We start from the raw sequence: 14,505 nt of genomic DNA, 5'->3' as shown, positions 1-14,505 counted from the left end.
GTAGAATTTTACAATAATAAATATATAGATTTATTAGATTTATTATATTTATTATAAAGATAAGGTATCAAAAGTCCTTGTGGTGGTTATTGGTGTAAAACATCCTTTTGACACCATAATCGAAAAAAATTACAGAAATATCTTTTAGTTTACATAAATTAATTATGTAAACTAAAGTTCTATATAGAACGCAAAATATCTAAAAATAGAATGGAGGAAGTATTTTGACAAGTAGACAAAGAGCTTATTTAAGAAGTCTTGCAAGCACTATCCAGCCAATTTATCAGGTAGGCAAATCAATCGTAACTCCTGAATTAACAGCCGGAATAGATGAAGCACTTGAAGCAAGAGAATTAATAAAAATTAATGTTTTAAAAAATTGTATGGATACACCTATGAATGTTGCAAATATCATTGCCGAAAGAACACATTCTGAAGTCGTTCAGGTTATTGGTAAGAAAATTGTACTTTACAGACCATCTAAAACCAATCCCAAAATAGAATTGAAGTGATTATAATATATGAATACTCATAGCATATCAAATATTGGTATCCTTGGTGGAACACTTGATCCTATTCATATAGGACATACAATTATTGCACAGGCTGCATTAAATGAATTAAATCTTGATAAGATTCTGTTTATGCCCTCAGGCAATCCGCCTCATAAGGATATTAATAATATTACAAGTAATTTTCACAGAAAAAACATGGTAGAATTAGCCATAAAATCAAATGACAGATTTGTTTTTTCTGATTTTGAAATGAAGCGTACAGGAATCATCTATACATCAGATACATTGAAACTGTTAAGAGAACATACAAACGATAACCTATTCTTTATAATGGGTGCTGATTCACTTCTTGCTATCGAAAGCTGGCATAATCCTGATGAGATTTTTAGATACTGTACAGTATTAGTAGCTGACAGAGATTATCAATATATGCAAATCAAGGAACATATAGCTAAATTACAAGCAAAATATATGGCAAGAATTGAATTTGTAAAATCACCGGTTATTGGTATTTCTTCAAGTGATATAAGGAATTTAGTATATAAAAATAAGTCAATAAAATATCTTGTTGACGATAAGGTTGAAAGGTATATAATTGACAATAGATTGTATAAAAATGTATAAAAAATCAAGACATTGAAGAGACAATTTTATTTCAGGAAGGAATTACCAGATGAATAAAAATTTCAAAAACATTACGAAAGATTTAAAAAATTCATTAGATAAGGAACGATATGAACATACTATCGGAGTATCATATACATCAATCTGCCTTGCAATGAAATATGACGTAGATCTAGAGAAAGCAGAAATTGCTGGACTTTTGCATGATTGTGCCAAATGTATTACAGATGATAAAAAGTTAAAAAAATGTATTGAACACAATATAAGCATAAATGAAGCTGAGAAAGCAAAACCATCGTTATTACATGCTAAATTAGGTGCATTTATAGCAATGGACAAATACGGTATACAGGATAAAGAGATTATTAATGCAATCCTTAAACATACTACAGGCGGTCAGGAGATGACAATGCTTGAAAAGATTATATTTGTTGCAGATTATATTGAACCTAACAGAGATAAGGCTCCCAACCTTAAGGAAATACGAAAAACTGCATTCGAAGATATCGACAGGGCTGTATATCTAATTATTCGTGATACTCTTGAATATCTCAAGGAAACAAATAGCCCTATAGATAATCAGACTCAGAAAGCCTATGAATATTATAAGAAATTGAATAAAGATGAATAAAAGGAGTAGCCTTAATTATGACAATAACTGAAAAATTAAAAACAATTTATAATGCATTAGATGATAAAAAAGCTATTGATATAAAAATCATCGACATAAAAGATATCTCTGTACTTGCAGATTACCTCGTTATTGCCGGAGGTTCTAACAAAAGCCAGGTACAGGCTATGGTCGATTCAGTAGAAGAAGAGCTTGCCAATGATAAAGTTTACACAAATCATGTTGAAGGATACTCTTCAGCTAATTGGATATTATTAGATTATAGTGATATAATTGTACATGTATTCAATCAAGAAGACAGATTATTCTATGATTTAGAAAGATTATGGCAGGACGGAAATGTTGTTGATGTAGACTCACTTTAATTATATAAACAATAATTATTAGTATCAATTAAAACACAAAGCTACAACAAAAATAATAAATATAAAGATTTTTTAAGGTCCATATATTGTTCAGGATAACACTCATTATCCTGAACAATATATGGACCTTTTATATCCAATAACTACTTAATTATCTTAATATCTCATCATACGAACTAATCCTATGTATTTACCTATAATAGTACAGTTATCAACTATAATAGGTTCATATGTATCATTCTCAGGTTGTAAACGAATATGACCATCCTCTTTATAAAATGTCTTAACTGTGGCAGAATCATCTACAAGAGCAACCACGATATCTCCATTATCAGCACTTGTACATTCCTCCACAATAATAGTATCACCATCTAAAATACCAACATTAATCATACTTTCGCCCTTAACCTTTAGCATAAATGTAGTCTTATTATGAAGAAATTCAGCAGGAATAGGGAAATAATCCTCTATATTCTGAATTGCAAGAATTGGTTCGCCTGCAGCAACTCTTCCGACAATAGGAACATTAATAATCTCACATCTGGATGCATTAAATGAATCATCAACAATCTCAATAGCTCTTGGCTTAGTCTTATCTCTAATAATATATCCCTCTCTCTCAAGCGTCGCCAAATGAGAATGAACAGAAGAAGTAGACTTCAAATTAACTGCATTACAGATATCCCTTACAGTTGGTGGATAACCACGGTTAATAATCTCAGTCTTTATATAATCAAGTATTTCCTGTTGTTTAGTACTTATCTTACCATATTCCATATAAATAATTTACCTTTAACATATATATTATATGTCCCTTTCAATATAATTCCAGTTTCTTGTTGATAATAGCATTATAACATACTATCAAAAAATAATCAAACAAATGTTCGAAAAAATATTGACAAACACTTGTTCGTTATGTATAATACAGAATATAAGTAAGAACATTTGTTCTGTGTAGTAATGGATTAAATTTATATAAAACCAGAACAAATGAGAAGTACAAATATAATAATATATAATATCTATAAAAAGTACACCAAAATGTGAAAGGATTAAAGGTGATAACAATGAGAGACACAAATAAAGCAACAATAAAATCTATGAACATTAAAAAAATACGTATAAAAAACATTTATTCCATAATACCTGTAGCCATTGTATTGGTTATGTTAATATTAATTCTCGTATTTTCCTTTACATTAAAAACTAATGCCAAAGAAAATAAAAAGAACAACAAAGTAAAATGTTATTCAAGTATATTGATTGAAGATGGCGATACACTTTGGTCAATTGCCGAAGAATATAAGCCATCTGATAGTATATCAACCAAATCTTATATTAAAGAAATTAAAGCAATAAATAGTCTGAGTTCAGACACAATTCATAGTGGTAATTACATCATTGTATATTATTACAATGATTAAATACTATTCATTATGTAATGATCAATGCCTGATATAATATTTGTTTGCATTACATATTTATTTTATGGGTTATTCTTCCTCTTTATTTCTTCGTAATGAGACCTCATTTCTTGCATTATAACGTCTGCGGTCCTCTATGGCAGCATAGTGCTTTCTGGTTGTATTAACGTCTTTGTGTCCAAGTACATCGGCAACTAAGTAGATATCTCCAGTTTCTTTATAAAGATTTGTACCATACGTACTCCTGAGTTTATGAGGCGTTATATGTTTTAAAGTTGTTATTAAACCTGAATATTTCTTAACAAGATTTTCTACTGAACGAACACTAATTCTTTTATTTTGTAAAGATAAGAAGAGTGCATTCTCGTGTCCAGCAACAGGTTTAATTGTATTTCTGTATTCAAGATAATTAAGCAAAGCTATTTCTACCTCATCTCCAAAATATACGATTGCTTCGTAACCACCTTTACGTCTGACTTTTATACCTGAATTTTTAAAATCTACATCATTAATATCTATACCTACACATTCTGAAACACGCATACCGGTTCCAAGTAAAAGTGTAAGTAATGCAGTATCACGTAGTTTGGTTTTATCATGATATTTCTTTTGCGATTTAGTAAGATTATCTCCTGATTCAACTTCATCAAGTAATCTTACAACCTCATCAGAATCAAGTCTGATAATTTCTGATTCGTGTAATTTAGGCATTCTGACCTTAGCTGCTGGATTATCTTCAATAATCTGATTGCAGAAGAAGTAGTTATAAAATGATTTTAAAGATGATAATTTTCTCTTAATTCCCTTTTCACGATTTGTATGTTCTGAACTATTTTTAGAATATACTTTCAGATAATCCAGATATTCTTCGATATCATCAACCGTTATTTTATTTAATATATCTATTGAAAAATGATTTATTTCAATATCAGCATATGCAGGATTAGTATCTTTAATGTAATTAAAAAATACACCTAAATCATATGCATAAGCAATACGTGTTCTTGATGATGTTGTATATTCAATACCTCTAAAGAAAGTCATACAGAATCGTGGTAATTCCTTTAACATTTCACGAAGTTTTAAGTCATTATTTATATTAATCTGGTCGTGATAATTTCTTGTAGTTGTCTTAGTATTAGCAGTCGTTTTGGTATTAACTGTTTTAGTGTTAATTTCTTTAGGATTAGCTTTATTAGAATTATTTGTATCAGAAATATCTATATTATTACTAGAATTATTATTACTAGAAATATTATTAGATGAATTTTTCTTAGAATTTGGCATTTGTAATATTCCACCCTTCAATTTTACTAGCGACAATTGCTCCGAACATACGTTCTTTAACACCTGGATTGTCATGATTAAGTTGCTTTATAAGATTTTTTACATATTCACGTTTAGTATGTCCATCAGCCGGACATTGATTTTTAGCAACTGGTAAATTATATTTATTTTTAAAGCCAATTACTTCAGATTCACTGACAAACATTAATGGACGTATAACATAAAGTTTGGTTTTATCTAAAAATGTCACTGGAGAAAAAGAATAAAACCTGCCTTCATACATAAGAGATAACATCATAGTCTCTATAATATCATCTTTATGATGAGCATATGCAACACGATTACATCCTAATTCCTTAGCCTTATCATTCAACGCACCTTTACGCATTTTAGCACACAATGAGCATGGGTTAGATTCCCTGCGATTAACGAATACAATCTGATTAATTTCTGTATGTACAATATGTAAAGGAATATCCAAATCATTGCATAATTTGTTAATCGCATCAAATTCCTGTATACCAAAGCCTAAGTCAACGGATATTGCCACTAAATCAAAATGTTTTGAATAAAAACGTCTAAGTCCACTTAAAGCATATAATAATGTGAGACTGTCTTTGCCACCAGATACACCAATTGCAATTTTATCTCCATCATTTATCATATTATATTTATCTATAGCCTGCCTTGTATAACTATATAATTTCTGTAATTCCATATATTTATTCCTTATGATATGATGTTTGTATTTGTTATATTTATTAATAATCTGATTATAACACATTAATAATAACTTTTCTAGTATAACTTTTCGTTAAACTATGGTTTTGCGAATAGTTTTATTCGTTCCAATACATCTCTTTTTGGGCTTTCCTTTGGCTTTTTTATTTCACTGTTCATCATTTCGGCTATGGTGTACATATATTACAGACATTACAATTTCTCTAAAAAAAAAGCCACCATAAATGTAATGTAAAATCATTCTTTGATTTCTCCATATACATATTATGGTGGTTTAATTAAACAACTAAATTAATATTAATAATTATGTTTTGAATTGTATGTATAACCTTTACATTTTTAAATAATTCATAATTACATCAACAGCTTTATCGATTCCGATTTTACCACTGTTTATACACAGGTCGTAGGATGAACAAACACCCCATTTTTTATTAGTGTAGTAATTGTAATAACTTGCACGTTTCTTATCGGTTTTTAAAATCATCTCCTGTGCCTTAGAAGGTGTAACATTATTTCTTTCACAAATTCTTTTTATTTTAGAATCCATATCACTTGAAATAAATACACTTGTTACATTGTAATCATCTTGTAATGCATAATCTGCACATCTTCCAACAAATACGCAGCTTTCTTTCTTAGCAATATTCTTAATAGTTTCGAATTGGGCTAAGAATATCTTCTGGCTTAATGGAACATCTATCATTCCACCTGTACCATATGGGTGATATGTATCCATAACAAGTGAATACAAAAAGCTATTTGTAGGTTTTTCATCATGTGCTTCGAATACTTCCTGGCATAAACCACTTTCTTTAGCAGCAATAGAAAGTAACTCATTATCGTAGCACTTGATACCAAGTCTTTCTGCAAGCTTCTGACCGATTTCACGACCACCACTACCATATTGTCTTCCGATTGTAATAATAGTATGTTTATCCATACAAAACACCTCCCAAAAAATTTTTTACTAATTGCGCGGTAATATTTTGAGTAAATGTACAAAATATTCTGGTAAAGGAGCTTCAAACTCCATATATTTATTAGTTCTTGGATGTATAAATCCTAAAACTCTGGCATGAAGTGTCTGCCCAACTAATTTATATGGGCAATGAGCCGGACCATATACGGCATCTCCTAATAAAGGATAACCTATACTCGCCATATGAACTCTTATCTGATGAGTTCTTCCAGTTTCTAACTGACATTCAATATGGGTAAAATTCTTAAAGCGTTCTAAAACCTTATAATGCGTAATTGCATCTTTACCATTATTAACGTTTGCTTCCATCTTCAGTCTGTTATTAGGGTGTCTGCCAATTTTGGCATTAACTGTACCTGAATCTTCTTTTATAACATTATGGACGATAGCTTCGTAACGTCGTGTTATTGAATGTTCCTTTAATTGTTCGGCTAATTTGTTATGTGCATAATCATTTTTACATACAACTAAAACACCTGTTGTATCCATATCTATCCTATGAACAATACCAGGTCTCATAACACCATTGATTCCTGATAATTCATCTTTACAATGATAAAGCAATGCATTTACCAATGTTCCTGAATAATGTCCTCTTGCTGGATGAACCACCATTTGTTTAGGCTTATTAACAACAATTATATCGCTATCTTCATATAGAATATCTAATGGAATATCCTCTGGTACAATTTCTGGTTCGATTGCTTCCGGAATATGGATTAATACCACATCATTTGTAGAAAGCTTATAATTCGACTTAACGACTGAGTCATTAACTAATATAAATTGTTCTGCAATCAACCTTTGAATATGTGTTCTTGATATATCAGGATATAATGTTGAAATGTACTTATCAATTCTTGTACCATCTGCAAGAAAATCAACAATTATTTTATCAAAAAACGTGTTCATTTATTTAAACTTCCTTATGAAATAAACTCTCGAATTCATTTTCGTCCGTAAAAAACATTAAAATAATAAATACTAATATGGTTGCCACTACAACATAGCAATCTGCAATATTAAAAGTTGGAAAATCAATAAAGTCAAACTTTATAAAGTCAACTACATATCCTAATCTGATTCTGTCTATTAGATTTCCAATCGCACCTGCAATCATAAATGTACATAATATCTGCAGAAACGAAAATTTCTTAGATAAATCATAATTGCGATATATAGAATTCTGTAATAGCTTAATAATATAAATTATTCCAATTGTAACAAGAATTACAACTATTGTAATAAGAGTCATCTTTCCATCCATAATTCCAAATGCAACACCTCTATTCTCAAGATATTCAAAGGATATTAATTGCGGAATAACTGGATAATTCTTCTCAATATTAAGTCTGTTAACAATCAGATACTTTGATATCTGGTCAATACCTACCAGAATTATAGTTAAAATACTTAATAATAAGTATTTAGTCAACTTTTTCTTACTACTCTGCATTATTATTCTGTTTATTCCTTTCAATTAAGTAGATTACCTAAAGCAGATACTAGATAACTGCAGTATAATATATCATTAATATAAATACATCAGTTAAATTAATAGTTTATAATACAATACCTTCTAAAGAATTATCCATCTCTTCAATAGATACTGATGTATCGATAATAGCATTACCAAGACTCTTAAGAAGAATAAACTTAATAGTATCAGCCTCCATCTTCTTATCTGATTTAGTTGCCTCTACTACTTCAGTCTTGGATAATCCCTCTACTGTCGTAGGCAAATTATATTTTCTAATAATACTTTTACTGAATTCCAAATCTTTCTCACTTATATAACCTTTTGTATATGAAATCTCTAATGCAGCAAGCATACCAAGTGCTACACATTCTCCATGTAATAATGAAAAGTTAGAATTCTTCTCGATAGCATGTCCAAGTGTATGTCCAAAATTAAGTAAAGCTCTTTCGCCAAGTGTCTCCTTAGGATCATATTCAACAACAGCTCTCTTAATCATACAACTTTCGCATATCATATATTCTAATGCATCATATTCTAAATTAAGAATATGTTCAGAATTATCATTAAGCCACTTGAGATAATCCTTGTCTTTAATAAAACCATGTTTAATTATCTCTCCCATTCCAGATAAATATTCGCGAATTGGCAAGGTCTTTAAGGTCTCAATATTAATATAAACTAATATAGGCTGATAAAATGCACCAACCATATTCTTATAACCATTAAAATCGACACCTGTCTTACCTCCAATACTACTATCAACCTGTGAAAGTAATGATGTAGGCATCTGAATAAATCTTATACCTCTAAGATATGTTGCAGCCGTAAATCCTGTTAAATCTCCAACTACACCACCACCAAGTGCAATTAAGACATCTTTTCTGTCAAATTTATTTTGTATCAAAAATTCATATAACTTATAGACCACATCAAGATTTTTACTACTTTCACCTGCATCAAATGTAAATATATACACTTCTTTGCAAAGTCCTGCTAATCTGTCTCTTAATTGATTAGCATAATGTGGTCCTACGTTAGTCTCTGTGACAATACACAAGCGACGGTTTAATATATCAAACTTCTGTACTTCTTCATAAAATTTTTCATAGTCCTTCTCTATAAGTATATTATAGCAAGGCTTATTATTGAAACTTACCGGTAAAATAACGGACATATATACACCTCAATTACATTTCTGTTACATTTGCATTACCATTGAGAATTTCCTGGAAATCTCCTGAAATCTCTACTGATGGTGGAGTTGCAATAAATATGTAATTAGAAACCTTCTGCATATTTCCATCAATTGCGAAGCATGAACCTGATGTAAAATCAATTATTCTCTGTGCAAGTTCAACATGGATTCCTTCTAAGTTTAATACAACAGCTCGTCCTGAAACAAGAGTATTTGTTATCTCTCTTCCATCTTCTATAGTAGATGGTTTAATAACACAAACCTCCATACCATTCTTACCTCTAATAGGTACAACTTTAGGCTTAACCTGTTTAGGTCTTGGTGCTGTTCTTGATACTGTTTCCTTTGAATAATCATCTATATCATCATATCGTTTAGAAGCTTTAGGCTGTCTCTTTGGAACCTCATATTCATCTTCTTCATCATAATCATCATAATCATCTTCATCATTCAGTTTCATAAAACTTAAAAACTTATCTGTTATACTCATAAATTACCTCCAACCGGCATACATAACATATGCCATCTAATATATTTTGATTAATATACATCATACATAAATATGCTAATGACGTATATTTTGATTAATCCATGACATACATAAGTACGTCAATGAGTTATATTTAATTATTACTATTATCCTTGTTTTTGGTGCTTATGTCAACCAGTTTATACTGATTTATGGCTATATATTGTAATTTCTGTTACCAAAAATCCCCGTACCAACTCTTACTAAAGTTGCTCCCTCTTCTACTGCTACTTCATAGTCACCTGTCATTCCCATTGAAAGCTCTTTCATTTCGACATTATCTATATGTAAGTTGTCAATCTTTACTGATAATTGCTTTAATTCCCTGAAATATTGTCTATTACTTTCAGGATTCTCAGTATAAGGTGCAATTGTCATAAGTCCCTTTATATGTACATTAGATAACTTACTTATCTCTGTTACAATATTTATTGTCTCTTCTTCACTTAATCCAAATTTTGTCTCTTCATTTGCAACATTTACCTGAACCAGAATATTTACTGATACATTTTTCTTTACTGCTTCAACACTAATCTGTTCAGCTAATCTTACTGAATCAACAGAATGGATAAGATGAACTTTATCGACTATATATTTAACTTTATTTCTCTGCAGATGACCTATAAGATGCCATCTTATATCATCAGGCAAAACCGGATATTTCTCATCAAGCTCCTGAACCTTATTTTCACCAAAATCTCTTGTTCCTGTTGCATATGCCTCTTCGATATCTGAAACAGGTTTAGTTTTACTTACGGCAATCAATGTGACCTCTTTAGAATCTCTTCCTACTCTTTTACACGCACTATCAATATTTGCCTGTACTGTACTTATGTTGTCTTTAATCATAGTGTCACAACTCCTTTTATTTTAAAACTTTTTTTAATACTTTTATTTAAAAATAACTTGATTTTCCTTAACTAATGACGCATTTAAAACTATCTGGTCATATACCTGTAATCCATATTTAGAACCAGACTCAACTATATAATAACCATTTTTTTCTGATAGAATTTTAACATATCTGAAAGTTGTATATCCTGTATTAACATTATATACACCTGCTAATTTCTCTGTTTTATCTATCTGATATCTGTCGGTTGAATTAGGTTTTGCTATAACATCTCCTTTTTGTAATTTGTCAGATGTTTCTACATAGCAAATGGTATCATTTCTAGATACGATTGAAGCAGCTACAAAAACAGATTTTGTCTCATTATTAACAATTTCTTCTTTCATAAATCCTTCATCACTGGTATCTCCGCCATTTGTAATATAATCAATCGGAATTTCGTAATAATCTTTTTTAACTATTGCCGTCTTTGGTACTTTAAGTCCTTCTTTTTTATCACTATCAATCTTTATATTAATAAATCTATCTCCTACAAATTGAATCATATAACGTCTAAGACCGATTATACCATATTTCGAGCCATTATTATCTATAATACTGAAATATGCTGAGGTTTTAATTCCCTCCGATGGAAATGATATGTCTACTACAGTTGTATCCTTATAATCCTCAGCCTGCTTCTTAGTTAATGGAATAACTATCTCCCATTCCTCATTATCAATAGTCTTATAAATAGGCTTTCCGCTTTCAACACTGCTTCCTGACTTTATAGGATTCTTATTATAGGCTTTCTCATCAAATAAATCATCTGTTATCTTATCATTTGTAAGTCCCTCATAACCATCAATATAGAATTCAACAATTCCTGAACGGTCGGCTTTATTTAGTGATAAAGCTGCACCTCCATTAGCTGTTATTGATTCATTTATAGTTGATAAGTTATTAAGATTAATATTTTCTAATAAAGTTGCATCAAGATTATATTTAAAATCATAAACTTCATCAAATTTTTTAGAATCATATGATGAAACAAATTTTGATATATCTGTTTTGATTTCTGACAGATTTTCATTTGTAAGCATCGAATCATTCTCGGCTGCATTTTCTAATCTCTCAGAGAAATCACCATTTTCATCTATTGTATATAATGTATTTCCTACTGATACTTTTGTTCCTTCTTTAATATAATAATTAATATATCCTGAGGCAGGTGCATTAGTTACATTCTCTGTCCTAAGAGCAATTCCTGTTGTAGCTATACCTGCTATCTCTTCACTCTGTCCCTTTGTTACCTCATATATAGATATCTTATCTCTTGAAAGATAGATTATACAATTTATACCCAGATATAAAAAAACAAGAGTCAGAATTATCATACCAATATTTATATTTAAAGGTTTCTTATATCTTACAATTCGTTTATTCTTAGTTCTCACTTTTACCTCCATATTTTCAATGACTCTGTATAATATTATCTAATAATCTTGTTTTTTAGTCAATCACATATTAATAAATTATATAAATTTATAAATATTTTAATAATTTTTATTATAACTGTTAATAATAGATGATATAGAATATCTCTTAGAAAGGATGATTAAAATGAATTCAAAAGGCTTAGATTATACATTACTTACAATAGCTATTATAGGTGCAATTAACTGGGGCTTAATTGGTTTCTTCAGATTAGACCTCGTTGCATTTCTATTTGGCAATATGACATTAATTTCAAGAATCATTTATGCTGTTGTGGGTATCTGCGGATTATACCTTATAAGTATGTTCGGAAGAGTCAGAGATATAGCTGAATAATGTAAATCTTACTACGCTCTCTAACTAAAACAGAAATAATATTATAAAATTTGCAGACACTAAAATAACGAAATAATCTGATAACCATAATTCAAGTATAATAACCATAAAGACCTGCAATATATGACGGCCTGTGACGTTAGTTAAGGACAGTTCATATACGCAGGTCTTTAATTTTAAAACAAATGCGGTTTATATATATTCTAAAGTCTATACTCTAATTATCTATATACATCACGCCAATCTAAATCACCACGTTCAAGTGATTTGATTAACATCTCCGCTGTAGCTAAGTTGGTAGCTAAAGGAATATTATGCATATCACATAATCTGAAAATATTATTTACATCAGGCTCATGAGACTGTGGTGTCTGTGGGTCTCTGATAAATATAATCATATCTAACTGGTTTTGTTCTATTTGTGAGCACATCTGCTGGACACCTCCGAGATGTCCTGCTAAAAACTTGTGAACATTCAAATTTGCTACCTCTTCTATAAGCCTGCCTGTTGTTGCTGTTGCATATAATTCATTTTTGCATAATATTCCGCGATAAGCAATACACAAGTTCTGCATAAGTTTTTTCTTGGAATTATGTGCTATTAATCCAATGTTCATAAGCTACCTCCTACTGTTATATAATTTCTTTTCGCTGAAGTCCGATATTAAGAATTACACCAATACATGCAAACAGACTTAGTAATGAGCTGAGTCCATAACTTACAAATGGTAATGGTAATCCGGTATTCGGAATAATTCTTGTAACTACACCAATATTTACAAACGATTGAATGGCTAACAGAAAACCAAATCCACAGGCGATAAGTTTACCTGCCATATCAGGTGCATTTGTTCCGATATAAAAGCACTCAAGTATTATTAACAAGAGCAGTATTATAACTGCCGAAGCACCTACAAACCCTAATTCCTCACCTACTATACAGAAGATGAAGTCTGTCTGTGGTTCTGATATATAATTACCATTTTTAACACTTGTTGTCGTGTTATTGTTTAAACCTTTTCCCCAAAGTCCGCCTGAACCGATTGCCATAACAGAGTTCTTCTGCTGGTAATTAATTCTTTCAGCGACCTCATTATTTTCATCATAGAAACCAATAATTCTGTTGTACTGATATTCTTCGATTATTTTCTGGTTTGGCTGCATAATCAGATATATTAAAACAACTGCAACTGGAATTGCAACTGCAAGTACGCCACCGATTATCTTATAACTGAGTCCTGCCATATACATTATTGCACAAAATGTAAGTGAAATAACAATACTCGTAGATAAATCCGGCTGTTTTAATACTAATGCAAGTGGAATTGCAAATAATACCACTGCTCCACCAATTACAGGTAATGTATTAAGGCGGTCTTTATATTTACATAAATATCTTGCAAAAAATAATATTAGAAATATCTTTGTGAATTCCGATGGCTGTAACTGGATAAAACCTAAATCTATCCATCTGGTAGCACCCATTTTATTTGCACCTGCGACTTTTACCCATATAAGTAATATAAGATTCAGAAAATAAAATGCCCACGAGAACTTCAAAATGAATTTATAACTTACAAGACAGGCTATAACCATTATAAATAGCCCCATCGCAAAACCCATAATCTGTTTCTTCTCATATATGTCTGAATCTGTCGCACTCGCTATTGCAAGTATACCAATAACAGTTAATGCACATACCCAGATTAGTAATCTGATATTAAAATGTCTGAATTTGTAACTTTTCAAAGTTTCAAATATTCTTGCCATGTTTTATTTATTTTCCTTTTCAGCACTATGTCTTACTTCTTTGATTGGAATGTTAGCGATAAGTGCAGGAACTGCACCATTAGAGCTATCTGACTCTGTCTGTGTTATCTGGATATCAAGTCCGTCACAATCAATTTCCATATACTTTTTAATTACATTAATTATATCATTCTTAATCAATTCCATAATCTCTGGTGAGCAATTTGCTCTGTCTGATACAAGTAATAACTTGAGTCTGTCTTTTGCGACATTTCCAGAAGGTTTCTTCTTGAACATATCAAAGATACTCATACT

Annotated in this window: 19 protein-coding genes; 6 read left to right on the top strand and 13 right to left on the bottom strand. The window is 30.4% G+C overall.

The genetic code is table 11. The annotated features are described in order from the left end of the window. The first annotated feature begins 224 nt into the window (after positions 1-224). The 4 genes from yhbY to rsfS are packed head-to-tail and all read left to right on the top strand — an operon-like array spanning position 225 to position 2,135. The gene (yhbY, locus tag OCV48_RS07330) at positions 225-512 is read left to right on the top strand and encodes a ribosome assembly RNA-binding protein YhbY (protein WP_021983363.1); all 288 of its coding nucleotides are present in this window, start codon (positions 225-227) and stop codon (positions 510-512) included. A 9-nt stretch (positions 513-521) separates the two neighbouring features. Then, positions 522-1,139 carry a nicotinate-nucleotide adenylyltransferase gene (gene nadD / locus OCV48_RS07325; RefSeq protein ID WP_021983362.1) on the top strand — a complete coding sequence of 206 codons (618 nt, stop codon included), beginning with the start codon at positions 522-524 and terminating at the stop codon, positions 1,137-1,139. Between the two features lie 49 nt (positions 1,140-1,188). Continuing rightward, positions 1,189-1,770, top strand: a complete 582-nt coding sequence (gene yqeK, locus OCV48_RS07320; RefSeq protein WP_021983361.1) for a bis(5'-nucleosyl)-tetraphosphatase (symmetrical) YqeK — start codon at positions 1,189-1,191, stop codon at positions 1,768-1,770. 17 nt (positions 1,771-1,787) lie between these two features. Then, positions 1,788-2,135 (top strand): ribosome silencing factor, encoded by a 348-nt coding sequence (gene rsfS / locus OCV48_RS07315; protein WP_021983360.1) that lies wholly within the window; start codon positions 1,788-1,790, stop codon positions 2,133-2,135. Positions 2,136-2,291: 156 nt separating this feature from the next. Here the strand turns inward: rsfS and lexA are convergent, their stop codons facing one another. Beyond that, complete coding sequence (lexA, locus tag OCV48_RS07310) at positions 2,292-2,912, bottom strand: transcriptional repressor LexA (RefSeq protein ID WP_147591518.1); 621 nt, start codon at positions 2,910-2,912, stop codon at positions 2,292-2,294. Positions 2,913-3,205: 293 nt separating this feature from the next. Here lexA and yneA point away from each other — a divergent pair, with 293 nt between their 5' ends. Continuing rightward, positions 3,206-3,562, top strand: coding sequence for a cell division suppressor protein YneA (gene yneA / locus OCV48_RS07305; protein ID WP_147591517.1), 357 nt, complete (start codon positions 3,206-3,208; stop codon positions 3,560-3,562). Positions 3,563-3,631: 69 nt separating this feature from the next. On the opposite strand, the gene OCV48_RS07300 is transcribed toward yneA, so the two are convergent. The 9 genes from OCV48_RS07300 to OCV48_RS07260 all read right to left on the bottom strand — a co-directional run bounded on the left by OCV48_RS07300 (position 3,632) and on the right by OCV48_RS07260 (position 12,065). Beyond that, the gene (locus OCV48_RS07300; RefSeq protein WP_262559401.1) at positions 3,632-4,633 is read right to left on the bottom strand and encodes a tyrosine-type recombinase/integrase; all 1,002 of its coding nucleotides are present in this window, start codon (positions 4,631-4,633) and stop codon (positions 3,632-3,634) included. Between the two features lie 202 nt (positions 4,634-4,835). Further along, positions 4,836-5,567, bottom strand: a complete 732-nt coding sequence (locus OCV48_RS07295) for a tRNA lysidine(34) synthetase (protein WP_147591515.1) — start codon at positions 5,565-5,567, stop codon at positions 4,836-4,838. 354 nt (positions 5,568-5,921) lie between these two features. Beyond that, a complete protein-coding gene (locus OCV48_RS07290; protein WP_021983354.1) occupies positions 5,922-6,533 on the bottom strand; it encodes a cytidylate kinase-like family protein in 612 nt (203 codons plus the stop codon). A 27-nt stretch (positions 6,534-6,560) separates the two neighbouring features. Further along, positions 6,561-7,484: an RluA family pseudouridine synthase gene (locus OCV48_RS07285; protein WP_021983353.1), complete on the bottom strand. Its 924-nt coding sequence runs from the start codon at positions 7,482-7,484 to the stop codon at positions 6,561-6,563. A 4-nt stretch (positions 7,485-7,488) separates the two neighbouring features. Next, on the bottom strand, positions 7,489-8,052 hold the full coding sequence (lspA, locus tag OCV48_RS07280) for a signal peptidase II (RefSeq protein ID WP_147591514.1): 564 nt from the start codon (positions 8,050-8,052) through the stop codon (positions 7,489-7,491). Positions 8,053-8,134: 82 nt separating this feature from the next. Then, positions 8,135-9,226 (bottom strand): 3-dehydroquinate synthase, encoded by a 1,092-nt coding sequence (aroB, locus tag OCV48_RS07275; protein ID WP_147591513.1) that lies wholly within the window; start codon positions 9,224-9,226, stop codon positions 8,135-8,137. Between the two features lie 13 nt (positions 9,227-9,239). After that, positions 9,240-9,737, bottom strand: a complete 498-nt coding sequence (locus OCV48_RS07270) for a cell division protein SepF (RefSeq protein WP_021983350.1) — start codon at positions 9,735-9,737, stop codon at positions 9,240-9,242. A 195-nt stretch (positions 9,738-9,932) separates the two neighbouring features. Next, positions 9,933-10,625, bottom strand: a complete 693-nt coding sequence (locus tag OCV48_RS07265; protein WP_021983349.1) for a YggS family pyridoxal phosphate-dependent enzyme — start codon at positions 10,623-10,625, stop codon at positions 9,933-9,935. 42 nt (positions 10,626-10,667) lie between these two features. Continuing rightward, complete coding sequence (locus OCV48_RS07260) at positions 10,668-12,065, bottom strand: HlyD family efflux transporter periplasmic adaptor subunit (RefSeq protein ID WP_147591512.1); 1,398 nt, start codon at positions 12,063-12,065, stop codon at positions 10,668-10,670. A gap of 166 nt (positions 12,066-12,231) precedes the next feature. Here OCV48_RS07260 and OCV48_RS07255 point away from each other — a divergent pair, with 166 nt between their 5' ends. Continuing rightward, positions 12,232-12,441, top strand: coding sequence for a DUF378 domain-containing protein (locus OCV48_RS07255; protein ID WP_021983347.1), 210 nt, complete (start codon positions 12,232-12,234; stop codon positions 12,439-12,441). Positions 12,442-12,662: 221 nt separating this feature from the next. On the opposite strand, the gene OCV48_RS07250 is transcribed toward OCV48_RS07255, so the two are convergent. The 3 genes from OCV48_RS07250 to minE are packed head-to-tail and all read right to left on the bottom strand — an operon-like array spanning position 12,663 to position 14,502. Next, a complete protein-coding gene (locus OCV48_RS07250) occupies positions 12,663-13,058 on the bottom strand; it encodes a methylglyoxal synthase (RefSeq protein ID WP_021983346.1) in 396 nt (131 codons plus the stop codon). Positions 13,059-13,074: 16 nt separating this feature from the next. Further along, positions 13,075-14,211 (bottom strand): FtsW/RodA/SpoVE family cell cycle protein, encoded by a 1,137-nt coding sequence (locus tag OCV48_RS07245; protein ID WP_147591511.1) that lies wholly within the window; start codon positions 14,209-14,211, stop codon positions 13,075-13,077. A 3-nt stretch (positions 14,212-14,214) separates the two neighbouring features. Further along, on the bottom strand, positions 14,215-14,502 hold the full coding sequence (minE, locus tag OCV48_RS07240) for a cell division topological specificity factor MinE (protein WP_021983344.1): 288 nt from the start codon (positions 14,500-14,502) through the stop codon (positions 14,215-14,217). Positions 14,503-14,505: the final 3 nt, after the last annotated feature.

The organism is Bovifimicola ammoniilytica, assembly GCF_025567085.1.
In the GTDB taxonomy this organism is placed as follows: domain Bacteria; phylum Bacillota; class Clostridia; order Lachnospirales; family Lachnospiraceae; genus Bovifimicola; species Bovifimicola ammoniilytica.
The sequence above is the reverse complement of the archived record's forward strand: the minus strand, read 5'-3'. Positions and strand labels throughout refer to the sequence as shown.

Excerpts from the sequence above, each read along its gene's own strand:
- yneA (WP_147591517.1), top strand. The coding sequence starts at position 3,206 with ATGAGAGACACAAATAAAGCAACAATAAAATCTATGAACATTAAAAAA.
- OCV48_RS07255 (WP_021983347.1), top strand. The coding sequence starts at position 12,232 with ATGAATTCAAAAGGCTTAGATTATACATTACTTACAATAGCTATTATA.
- minE (WP_021983344.1), bottom strand. The coding sequence starts at position 14,502 with ATGAGTATCTTTGATATGTTCAAGAAGAAACCTTCTGGAAATGTCGCA.
- OCV48_RS07245 (WP_147591511.1), bottom strand. The coding sequence starts at position 14,211 with ATGGCAAGAATATTTGAAACTTTGAAAAGTTACAAATTCAGACATTTT.
- OCV48_RS07250 (WP_021983346.1), bottom strand. The coding sequence starts at position 13,058 with ATGAACATTGGATTAATAGCACATAATTCCAAGAAAAAACTTATGCAG.
- OCV48_RS07290 (WP_021983354.1), bottom strand. The coding sequence starts at position 6,533 with ATGGATAAACATACTATTATTACAATCGGAAGACAATATGGTAGTGGT.
- OCV48_RS07300 (WP_262559401.1), bottom strand. The coding sequence starts at position 4,633 with ATGTTAAAGGAATTACCACGATTCTGTATGACTTTCTTTAGAGGTATT.
- lexA (WP_147591518.1), bottom strand. The coding sequence starts at position 2,912 with ATGGAATATGGTAAGATAAGTACTAAACAACAGGAAATACTTGATTAT.
- rsfS (WP_021983360.1), top strand. The coding sequence starts at position 1,788 with ATGACAATAACTGAAAAATTAAAAACAATTTATAATGCATTAGATGAT.
- aroB (WP_147591513.1), bottom strand. The coding sequence starts at position 9,226 with ATGTCCGTTATTTTACCGGTAAGTTTCAATAATAAGCCTTGCTATAAT.
- OCV48_RS07265 (WP_021983349.1), bottom strand. The coding sequence starts at position 10,625 with ATGATTAAAGACAACATAAGTACAGTACAGGCAAATATTGATAGTGCG.
- nadD (WP_021983362.1), top strand. The coding sequence starts at position 522 with ATGAATACTCATAGCATATCAAATATTGGTATCCTTGGTGGAACACTT.
- OCV48_RS07295 (WP_147591515.1), bottom strand. The coding sequence starts at position 5,567 with ATGGAATTACAGAAATTATATAGTTATACAAGGCAGGCTATAGATAAA.
- OCV48_RS07285 (WP_021983353.1), bottom strand. The coding sequence starts at position 7,484 with ATGAACACGTTTTTTGATAAAATAATTGTTGATTTTCTTGCAGATGGT.
- yqeK (WP_021983361.1), top strand. The coding sequence starts at position 1,189 with ATGAATAAAAATTTCAAAAACATTACGAAAGATTTAAAAAATTCATTA.
- OCV48_RS07270 (WP_021983350.1), bottom strand. The coding sequence starts at position 9,737 with ATGAGTATAACAGATAAGTTTTTAAGTTTTATGAAACTGAATGATGAA.